The sequence below is a fragment of the Lysinibacillus sp. fls2-241-R2A-57 genome (assembly GCF_030209535.1).
Classification (GTDB): Bacteria; Bacillota; Bacilli; order Bacillales_A; family Planococcaceae; genus Lysinibacillus.
On record NZ_JARVRU010000192.1, the window covers coordinates 1 to 8,958 of the forward strand.

Annotated in this window: 14 protein-coding genes; 7 read left to right on the forward strand and 7 right to left on the reverse strand. The window is 36.9% G+C overall.

Annotated elements, in window-relative coordinates; translation table 11 throughout:
• Window positions 1-324, forward strand: a 324-nt coding sequence (locus tag QRN68_RS23595; RefSeq protein ID WP_285399633.1) for a hypothetical protein, incomplete at its 5' end; no start/stop codon positions are given.
• Between the two features lie 16 nt (window positions 325-340).
• On the opposite strand, the gene trmL is transcribed toward QRN68_RS23595, so the two are convergent.
• The gene (gene trmL / locus QRN68_RS23600; protein ID WP_285399634.1) at window positions 341-814 is read right to left on the reverse strand and encodes a tRNA (uridine(34)/cytosine(34)/5-carboxymethylaminomethyluridine(34)-2'-O)-methyltransferase TrmL; all 474 of its coding nucleotides are present in this window, start codon (window positions 812-814) and stop codon (window positions 341-343) included.
• A gap of 14 nt (window positions 815-828) precedes the next feature.
• Window positions 829-1,959, reverse strand: a complete 1,131-nt coding sequence (queG, locus tag QRN68_RS23605; protein ID WP_285399635.1) for a tRNA epoxyqueuosine(34) reductase QueG — start codon at window positions 1,957-1,959, stop codon at window positions 829-831.
• Window positions 1,960-2,017: 58 nt separating this feature from the next.
• Here queG and QRN68_RS23610 point away from each other — a divergent pair, with 58 nt between their 5' ends.
• Window positions 2,018-2,707 (forward strand): B3/B4 domain-containing protein, encoded by a 690-nt coding sequence (locus QRN68_RS23610; RefSeq protein WP_285399636.1) that lies wholly within the window; start codon window positions 2,018-2,020, stop codon window positions 2,705-2,707.
• Between the two features lie 14 nt (window positions 2,708-2,721).
• Complete coding sequence (locus tag QRN68_RS23615) at window positions 2,722-3,231, forward strand: hypothetical protein (RefSeq protein ID WP_285399638.1); 510 nt, start codon at window positions 2,722-2,724, stop codon at window positions 3,229-3,231.
• 99 nt (window positions 3,232-3,330) lie between these two features.
• Here QRN68_RS23615 and QRN68_RS23620 read toward each other — a convergent pair whose 3' ends face one another.
• The 3 genes from QRN68_RS23620 to QRN68_RS23630 form a co-directional block, all read right to left on the reverse strand.
• Entirely contained in the window at window positions 3,331-3,948 is a 618-nt protein-coding gene (locus QRN68_RS23620; protein ID WP_285399640.1) for a hypothetical protein, read from the reverse strand.
• Between the two features lie 422 nt (window positions 3,949-4,370).
• Complete coding sequence (locus QRN68_RS23625) at window positions 4,371-5,033, reverse strand: hypothetical protein (RefSeq protein WP_285399641.1); 663 nt, start codon at window positions 5,031-5,033, stop codon at window positions 4,371-4,373.
• A 371-nt stretch (window positions 5,034-5,404) separates the two neighbouring features.
• Entirely contained in the window at window positions 5,405-5,743 is a 339-nt protein-coding gene (locus QRN68_RS23630) for a hypothetical protein (RefSeq protein ID WP_285399643.1), read from the reverse strand.
• A 567-nt stretch (window positions 5,744-6,310) separates the two neighbouring features.
• Here QRN68_RS23630 and QRN68_RS23635 point away from each other — a divergent pair.
• Together QRN68_RS23635 and QRN68_RS23640 are read left to right on the forward strand one after the other, a co-directional pair.
• Window positions 6,311-6,580, forward strand: coding sequence for a hypothetical protein (locus QRN68_RS23635; protein ID WP_285399644.1), 270 nt, complete (start codon window positions 6,311-6,313; stop codon window positions 6,578-6,580).
• A 35-nt stretch (window positions 6,581-6,615) separates the two neighbouring features.
• The gene (locus QRN68_RS23640; RefSeq protein ID WP_285399650.1) at window positions 6,616-6,834 is read left to right on the forward strand and encodes a catalase-related domain-containing protein; all 219 of its coding nucleotides are present in this window, start codon (window positions 6,616-6,618) and stop codon (window positions 6,832-6,834) included.
• A gap of 143 nt (window positions 6,835-6,977) precedes the next feature.
• Here the strand turns inward: QRN68_RS23640 and QRN68_RS23645 are convergent, their stop codons facing one another.
• Together QRN68_RS23645 and QRN68_RS23650 are read right to left on the reverse strand one after the other, a co-directional pair.
• Window positions 6,978-7,379, reverse strand: coding sequence for a cytidine deaminase (locus tag QRN68_RS23645; RefSeq protein ID WP_285399645.1), 402 nt, complete (start codon window positions 7,377-7,379; stop codon window positions 6,978-6,980).
• 45 nt (window positions 7,380-7,424) lie between these two features.
• A complete protein-coding gene (locus tag QRN68_RS23650; RefSeq protein ID WP_285399647.1) occupies window positions 7,425-8,327 on the reverse strand; it encodes a S66 peptidase family protein in 903 nt (300 codons plus the stop codon).
• Between the two features lie 100 nt (window positions 8,328-8,427).
• Between QRN68_RS23650 and QRN68_RS23655 the strand changes: the two genes are divergently transcribed.
• Entirely contained in the window at window positions 8,428-8,730 is a 303-nt protein-coding gene (locus QRN68_RS23655; RefSeq protein WP_285399648.1) for a hypothetical protein, read from the forward strand.
• On the forward strand, window positions 8,727-8,958 hold a 232-nt coding region (locus QRN68_RS23660), incomplete at its 3' end, for a hypothetical protein (protein WP_285399649.1). The genes QRN68_RS23655 and QRN68_RS23660, both read left to right, overlap by 4 nt.

The window sequence follows — 8,958 nt, forward strand, 5'->3', positions numbered from 1 at the left end:
TATCCGTCACTTGACGGGTTCTATCCGTCACTTGACGGGTTCTATCCGTCACTTGTCGAGCTTTCCGTCGTTTGCGGGAGTCTTTCCGTCACTTGCCGAGCTATCCGTCGTTTGCAGGGTTTTATCCGTCGATTGACGGGTTCTATCCATCGATTGCGGGATTCTTTCCGTCGATTGACGGGTTCTATCCGTCACTTGTCGAGCTATCCGTCGTTTGCGGGATTTTATCCGTCACTTGACGGTTTCTATCCGTCTCTCGTAAGTCTCCCATCTCTTTCCAAAACCTTTAGTCTAACGGAAAAAACAAAAGCAGTTCTCCTCTAAGTGAGAACTGCTTTTACTAATTTAACCCTGGGTATCCTTGTTGACGCAACGCTTCGTAAATAACAATGGCTGCTGTATTCGATAAATTAAGTGAACGGACATGCTCACTTTGTGGAATGCGCAAACACATATCGCGACGCTCATACGCAAATTCCTTTGGCAAGCCAGTCGTTTCTTTTCCAAACATAAAGTAAATATCACGATCTTTATTACTAAAATCATGTGTCGTAAATGGCTCTTCACTATATGTCTCAATTAAATAAACGTCGCCATTTTTGGATGCCTCTAGAAAATCCTCTAGTGAATCGTGGTATACGACATTTACACTATGCCAGTAATCTAAGCCAGCACGTTTTAGCATTTTATCGTCCGTGGAAAAGCCAAGAGGACGAATTAAATGTAATGAGGTATTTGTTCCAGCACATGTGCGTGCAATATTTCCTGTATTCGCTGGAATTTCTGGTTGATATAAAACGATATGCAATGGCATAACGGTACACTTCCTTAGCTAAAAAATTGTAAACCTTTATTAATTTCAACGAATACTTCCTCGTCTTGTTCTTTTACTCTTGCTTCAAGTAATGCAGATTGAGCTTGCTCCCCGCCTATTTTGCCTAAAGCCCATGCTGCTGTTCCTCGAATAACAGGTCGTTCATCCTTGTTAAGAAGTGCTACTAAGTCTGGTACTGCAGCTTCCTCTTTAAAATGGGCAAGCGCCAAAATAGCATTGCGTTGAATTGGCTTTTTCCCTCGCCATGAACCAGAAACATGTCCAAACTTTTCTTTAAAGTCACGATTTGAAATCGTTAAAAGTGGCACAAGTAAAGGTTTTGCAAGTTCTGGATCAGGCTTAAATTCTTCATGTATCCAGTTAATCTTCCCTTTATTCTTTGGACATACTGTCTGACATGTATCACAGCCATACAAACGATTACCAATATGGGTACGAAACTCATCAGGTAACATTCCTTTAGTTTGCGTTAAAAAAGCAATACAACGCTGAGAGTTTAGCTGTCCTCCCTCGATTAACGCGCCTGTTGGGCAAATATCTAAACATAAACGGCAATCTCCACATTCATCCTCCATAGGCGTATCAGGCGCAAAAGGGATATTCGTAATAAGCTCTCCTAAATATACATAGGAACCGAACTCAGGTGTAATAATCGAGCAGTTTTTTCCGCTCCAGCCTATCCCAGCACGTTCTGCAACTGCCCTATCCACAAGTGCCCCCGTATCAACCATTGATTCAATACGCGCACCTTCTATACGCTCCTCAAGCCAGGCTGATAATAATTTCAATCGCTCACGTAATGCTGTATGATAATCGACACCCCAGGAAGCGCGGCAAAAAATCCCGCGTCTTGCTCCCTTCTTACCAACAGGTGCATTTTGCATACGCGACGGATAGGCTACAGCGATCGCCACAATGCTTTCTGCTCCCGCTAACAGCTGTAGGGGTTCGGTACGTTTTTCAATATCGCTTTCTTCAAAACCAGACTGATAGCCAAGCTCTTGCTGACGACGCAGTCTATTTTTTAATTCTGTAAACGGAGCTGCTGTTGTAAAGCCAATTTTGTCTACACCAATGGACATTGCATACGCCACAAATTCACGTTGTAGGTCATGTATGTTCATTTTATTTCCAACTCCTTACATGATACAATAATAAAAATAGATAAAGTAGGTGATGTTTATGGAAATTTCAATTAATCAATCTCTATTGACACAACATCCCGAGCTAAAAATCGGCATTATTCATTATACCAAAATTGTCGTTGCAGAATCGCCTCAAATGATTAAAGGTCGCATGCAATTGTATCAGGAAAACCTCTTTTTAGAAATGCAGGAAAGCCCTGTGACACAACGTGAGGGTATTGCAGAATGGCGACAACTATGGAAAAAGCTTGGCGCTGACCCGAACCGCTATCGTCACTCAGCAGAAAGCTTAATGCGCCGAATTAGTAAGCAAAATTATTTAACCCCGCTTCACTCTGGTGTTGATTTAAATAATTTCCTCTCTTTGCAATATGAAATTCCAGTAGGCTTATATGATGTAGCTAAACTACAAGGAAATATAGAAATCGCACTTGGCAATGAGGATACTGGCTATGAGGGCTTAAATGAGCGTTATAATTCGTTAAAAAATATCCTATATAGCTGTGATGCTAACGGAGCATTTGGATCACCATTTGTCGATTCTAAGCGTACCTCTATTTCAGAGGAAACGACCGAGGCTCTACATATTTTCTACCTTCGTCCATCACTGTCTGAAGAAAATGCAGAAGAACTTCTTGCATCTGCAGGCAAAATGTTTAACCAAATACATGGCGGTGATTATCATACTGCCTTATTAACTAACGCATCACCATCTACTACACTGTAAAAGGACGTGTTTTCATGATTAATCTTGCTGAAGCCGTTAAACTAAAAAGTATTTTAGCAAAAAAGGTTCAGGAGCTCGTTAGGGAATTACATCGTAGCGCTTTTGTAACTGTCGAAAAAGGGCAAGCTCCCAAATCGAGTAATCGTGCAATGAAAGTAATTGAAGCTGAGTTAGCACAAGTACGCCTTGATATCCGTACTTTAGATCGTTTAGTATATGAAGCAAATATAACAAACTTCGTAGACTTTAAAGGAGAAAAACTGACATTAGTTGAAGCGATTGAGCTCGCAACACAGCTCCGTGCTGATGCTGAGGTTTGCAAACAGTTTAGTATGCACGAAAAAGAAAGTGTACGAATGGGGTATGGTGAAAATACAATGCTTTATGAAATTGCTATGTATGAACCAGATGAGTACCGTGAACGTGCTAATATTCTAGAAAAAGATGCACATAAATTATCGAATCTTATCAATGCAAAGAATTATAGTGTTGAAATCAATTTCGATGATTCTCGTTATTTCTAATCAGATCGTAAAGTACTGCAATAAAAAAAGCATCCTTTTTGAACTGCACCTCCAATTGAGTTTAACAAATTGGAGTGTAGCTTTGGGATGCTTTTTGTTTTACTTACTTAAATCATAATTAATTTCAAATTTTCCTAAATCGATATCAGTGAAAAGAGCAGTTACCTTATAATTGGAATCAACATATGAATGAGTGCCTTTCTCTTCCGCTACACCTATTGCTTCAATAAATTTATCTATATTTAATCCTAATGATTGAGCAACTGATATAGCAGCGGCAATTCCTTCTCCCCATTCATCTCCATCTTCATTTACTTCGTTTTCTGGGAGTCCTTCTACAGAAATATTATATCCAGTTATTTTTTTATCCTTATTATATTTAGCGACTATTTTATAATGACCCTTAAATTTATTAAAATCAGTTTCTAATAGGATTTGTGACAAAACTTTCTTCTCTTCATTAAGGTCACTAGTTATTGGTTCTGGAATCTTCTCTAATAATATAGCTTCTTCAGTTTCCTGTTTATATACATCCACTCTGACATTGTATTTTTTAACAAACTTTTCTACTTCAGCTTTTGATTCAGGATTAACCTCTTCATATTTTACTGGAACGACTTTCTCTTCCTTTACAACCTCATCTTTTTTCTTCTCTGTTTCTTCCCCAGAACAACCAACTAGCATAGCGGCTAGTAGTAATAATAAAGCTTTCTTCATTACCTTAATTCCCTCCAAATGCATATCTTTTAAAAATGTAGGATACTAGATTTAATGAAATAGAATTATAGTACAAAAAGCTCCTAAAATAATATTCCATATCCCACTATTACAATTTTGACAAATTGAGGAGCACATTACCATCATAATCATTCGTCATTTTTCGACATTTCAGGTAAAATAAAGGGTTTACGTTGCGTATTGGATTAACAAAAATTAGTAAGGAAAGAACTTTTTTGAGCAGTTCAAAAAAACGTTCAACCATGGTGGCTAAACGTCTTTTATTGTCTATTTATTCAGGACTTGAGGAGTAGTTGTAATATGAGAACAACCTTTCCTACAGCTAATGATTTTTCAAGCAATTCTTGTGCATGTGCAGCTTCTCTTAAAGGAAGTCAGTGAGAAATCAAGGGATTGATTTTCTATTTAGTTAAATCATAACTAATTTCAAATACCCCTAAATCGATATCAGGCATAAGAATAGTTACCTTATAATTAGAATCAATATATGAATGAGTGTCTTTCTCCTCTTCTAAAGCTTTATTTAAATGTACTTCAAATGTATCTATACTCAATCCTATTGCATCAGTAGTTGTCATAGCTGCTAAAAATCCTTCTTGCCATTCATCCGCCTCTTCATTTACCTCATTTGCAGGGCTTGCTTCTACAGAAATATTATATCCAGTTATTTTTTTAGACTTGTTATATTTAGCGACTATTTTATAATGGCCTTTATATTGTTTAAAATCAGTTTCCAATAGGATTTGTGAGAACATACTTTTCTCTTCATTCAGTTCACTTGTTATTGGTTCTGGAATCTTGTCTATTTTTATTGGTACTTCTTTACTTTGCTGAATTAAATCCGCTTGGACATTGTATTTTTTAACAAACTTCTCTACCGCAGCTTTTGATTCAGGATCAACCTCTGCATATTTTACTGGAACAACTTTCTCTTCCTTAACAACCTCTTCTTTTTTTACATTTTCCTCTTCTTTATTTACACTTGCCTCTTTTTTCTTCTCTGTTCCTTCCCCAGAACATCCAACTAGCATAACGGCTAGTAGTAATAATAAAGCTTTCTTCATTGCCTTTATTCCCTCCAAATGCATATCTTTTAAAAATGTATGTTACTAGATTTTACGAAATAGAATTATGTACAAAAAGTTCCTAAATTACAATCTAGTCTCCCTTTATTACAATTCTGACAAATGGAGGAGTATATTGCCACCCTAATCATTCGTCATTTTTCGACATTTATATAAAAATCTGCTTATTGTAACTAACTAAAACCGGTATTTTTTAATAGTCCAAATGCTATCGAAGTGAATACAAAAAGGCTGGTAAAATGAAAAATTGCTTTAACAAACAGACAAAAACCCCCCATCATGGACCGCAGTTCATCATGGAGAGGTCTCTTTATGATTTATTCAATTAAAGCTCCTGTTTAGTATATAATTTAAGTTTCGCTTGGCGGAATTATCCCAAAAATAAGTAGGATAAAGAATACTAACCCAATTAAAAAGAAGACAAATGAAGCAGTAAATACTGGACCTATTGTATAAGTGAAGCGTTCTCTTTTCTGAATAATACCTGTTTGCCCACTAGCCTGAGAACTATATAACCTAGACATTGCTCCACCACTACTTGAAAAGTAAAACGTTCCTCCAGCAAAAGCCATACCAGTGAAAAACATTACTTCGATGAATCTTACAGAGAAAAATGAGGCAATAAAATACGTAATAACAACTTCTAGAATAAATGTCACTATCATAATAATTATATTTTTTCTACTCATATAATCCCCCTACTCTTCAAATTTAATGTTCCTTACTATGTATACGAATGAATCGAATCAAAGTTCCATTTTTAGCTAAATTAGCCAGTTTATTTTTAGAATTTTCAGCATACATGTAGCTTAACTTGTTATATGAATACCATTACCTAATATGGGGGCGGGATAAATCAATACTTTCCTTATCACTTAAAACTGTATACAATGAAATTATGGAGTCGTTAAGACTTCATACCGAATTGGATGTGCTGTTTTCAAAACTAGCTTTTGGTGCTAACTTGACTAAACCAATGACAAGTTACCTGTTAATGTATGACCAATGACTAATAACCAACTATAAGCAATGGCCATACCTCACAAACTTTGGAAATTACTTGAAAACGCCATCCAATAGCTCTCTTACATCTTGTGTGTAGGAGAGCTTTTTTATTGGCCTTAAACGAATGAAAGTAATTACCTGATCTTGCTTTAGTGAATAAAGATAGAAATACAATATTTTTACATAGAAAATTTATGTTACAATATACCTAATGAAAATTCCGATTTTTCAGAATAAGTGGGTGAAACATTATGTTAAAAAAAGGAATGCATTTTGAAATGTCTTTAATGTATTGGATTATCTTATTAGGGCTATTTTCACTTATTAGTTTTAAAAATTTATTCTTTGATTGGTCAATACAACATTTTTTAACAAATAAAGTTGAAATCGAAATTTTCGGTCGATATGTATTTATTTTATTTATGAGTTTTATAGAATCATTTATTTATATTTTAATTATTCGTTTTTCTGTTTACTTACTCAAAAAAGCTTTATTTAATACACCTACCAAGAGTGAGTAAATTGCTCATTTTGGCTATTATGAGTTCTTATCTTTATAACAAAATCAGTAAGCGACAAACCGAAGCAAGCAGGAGAAACATATCGTAATTTTGAGCAGTGGGAGCGAGATGAGTTACTTGAAAACTTAATTCGCGATTTAGCAGTTTGTAATATAGACATTCAAGAAACGATGATTGCATTAGCAGAAGAAGCATACGGTCATTTGTTAAAAGAAGGTTTACAAAAAGCTCGAAATGATTCATCTACATCATAACCACTTGGCAATATTGATGGTGATGAAGATAAAGGTCGTGACGCAGAGCCTTATTAAATCAAAAAGACAGTACATATTTTCACAACAAATATGTACTGTCTTTTTTTAGTTATTCCTCATTACGAAGGAAAAAATTTTTTTAATTACTTTTCGTATGCTTTATACCAATGATATGGTTGTATTTCTTTCAGTGTTTTAAATATCAATTCACCATTCGGATTAGTGATAGCCGCTTTTACATTTTCACCCCAGTAAAAAAGCCTTTCTTGACATACACCGCAAGGAGTTAACACAGTAAATACAGAATTTTCATTTTCTCTGGCAATACAAATACTATGAGTAACCTTCGTATTAAGTTTATGCGCTTCAAGTATTGCACCAGTTTCCATGCACAATTCAGTAGAGGCATTGATAACGTCCGGTGCTACGCTCGTTAAAATCTGACCATCTTCTGTATACATTGCTGCAGCACCACCCCAACCAGAAGGGTATCTTTTTTCGATCAATTCTACCACCGACTGATATAGTTTTTGCTCAATATCCATCTTCTTCCTCCCTATTTTTAATCAATTTAACATAAAACGCTTTTTTTAATGCACACCAGGTAAAATCTTCAGTACCTTTTCCTGTGCATCTAAAATAGCATCTACTCCTAATGGAATAGCAATATTCGTTGCTTCATGGCCAATTTTAAAGCCTGCTACAACTGGAACGCCTAAATCCGCAAAATATTCCTTCATTAAAGTATGCAGTGCCGCTTCATCTGCTTCAGTTTGTGTAAAGGAACCGATCATAACACCCGCTAACTGCTCAAGCTTTCTCGCTTGCTTTAATTGCTGCAGCATAGAATCAATATGTGGAATCGTCTCCGCTAGCTTCTCAATCAATAAAATTTTACCTTCCGTGCGAACTTCAAATTTTGTACCTAATGTGCTGACAAGACGACGTAAATTTCCTCCAATAATCTGACCGCGAGCAACACCAGGTGCAATCGTTGTTAATGGTGAAATATCCTCTGTATATTGCAATTCCATCGGTGAAAATAGCTGTAAAAACATTTTCTTTGATACATCATCTATTCTTCCTACAGACATAAGGAGCGGTCCATGAAACGTCACTAAATTAGCAAATTCATTAATTGCGCAATGTAAATATGTAAGATCAGAGAAGCCCCAGAAGATTTTTGGATTTTCTTCAAGTAGTCCATAGTCAATCTTTTCCGCAATTCGGGCAGATCCATAGCCCCCCTTGACACAAAAAATTGCCTTCACCTCTGGATTTCTTACCATCCCATGAAAGTCAGCCAGACGCTCCTCGTCACTACCTGCTAGATAGTCGTGCTTTGCCTGAATGGTATCCCCAATAATATATTTAAGACCTAAATCATCAAGAAAGGATGTTGCATCCCCTAGCATTTCTGGCTTCACTAGACTTGATAAAGCCACAAGACCAACTGTATCACCCTTTTGTAAATGCGGTACTGTACTTTTCATGCTAATCCCTCCATTTGTTTTCCTTATTCTAGCATATAGATAATATTGTAGCATTGATTAATAGCGAAGCTAGTGTCTGTACATCTAAACTTCCGGGTGAATGGTCAGACTTGGTGGGCTATCCTTCACTTTGACGGGGCTATCCACGATTTTGGCTGTTCTATCCACGATTTGGCGGGGCTATCCACGATTTTGGCTGTTCTATCCACGCTTTGGCGGGGCTATCCACGACTTTGGTTGTTCTATCCACGATTTTGGCGGGGCTATCCACGTTTTTGGCTGCTCTATCCACGGTTTTGACTCTTCTATCCGTCGCTTTGCTATTTCTATCCATCGCTTTCACCCTTCTATCCGTCACTCTGATTTCTATCCGTCTCTTGAGCTCTTCTTTCCGTCACCTTGACCGTTTTATCCGTCGCTTTCGATTTCCTATCCATCGCTTTGCCAGTTCCATCCGTCGCTCTGATTTCTATCCGTCTCTTGAGCTCTTCTTTCCGTCGCTTGAGCTTTTCTATCCGTCACCTTGCCCTTTCTATCCATCGCTTTCGATCTCCTATCCGTCGCTTTGCCAGTTCCATCCGTCGCTTTCGATCTCCTATCCATCGCTTCGACAATTCCATCCGTCGCTCTG

Excerpts from the sequence above, each read along its gene's own strand:
- trmL (WP_285399634.1), bottom strand. The coding sequence starts at position 814 with ATGCCATTGCATATCGTTTTATATCAACCAGAAATTCCAGCGAATACA.
- queG (WP_285399635.1), bottom strand. The coding sequence starts at position 1,959 with ATGAACATACATGACCTACAACGTGAATTTGTGGCGTATGCAATGTCC.
- QRN68_RS23610 (WP_285399636.1), top strand. The coding sequence starts at position 2,018 with ATGGAAATTTCAATTAATCAATCTCTATTGACACAACATCCCGAGCTA.
- QRN68_RS23615 (WP_285399638.1), top strand. The coding sequence starts at position 2,722 with ATGATTAATCTTGCTGAAGCCGTTAAACTAAAAAGTATTTTAGCAAAA.
- QRN68_RS23620 (WP_285399640.1), bottom strand. The coding sequence starts at position 3,948 with ATGAAGAAAGCTTTATTATTACTACTAGCCGCTATGCTAGTTGGTTGT.
- QRN68_RS23625 (WP_285399641.1), bottom strand. The coding sequence starts at position 5,033 with ATGAAGAAAGCTTTATTATTACTACTAGCCGTTATGCTAGTTGGATGT.
- QRN68_RS23630 (WP_285399643.1), bottom strand. The coding sequence starts at position 5,743 with ATGAGTAGAAAAAATATAATTATTATGATAGTGACATTTATTCTAGAA.
- QRN68_RS23635 (WP_285399644.1), top strand. The coding sequence starts at position 6,311 with ATGTTAAAAAAAGGAATGCATTTTGAAATGTCTTTAATGTATTGGATT.
- QRN68_RS23645 (WP_285399645.1), bottom strand. The coding sequence starts at position 7,379 with ATGGATATTGAGCAAAAACTATATCAGTCGGTGGTAGAATTGATCGAA.
- QRN68_RS23650 (WP_285399647.1), bottom strand. The coding sequence starts at position 8,327 with ATGAAAAGTACAGTACCGCATTTACAAAAGGGTGATACAGTTGGTCTT.
- QRN68_RS23655 (WP_285399648.1), top strand. The coding sequence starts at position 8,428 with ATGGTCAGACTTGGTGGGCTATCCTTCACTTTGACGGGGCTATCCACG.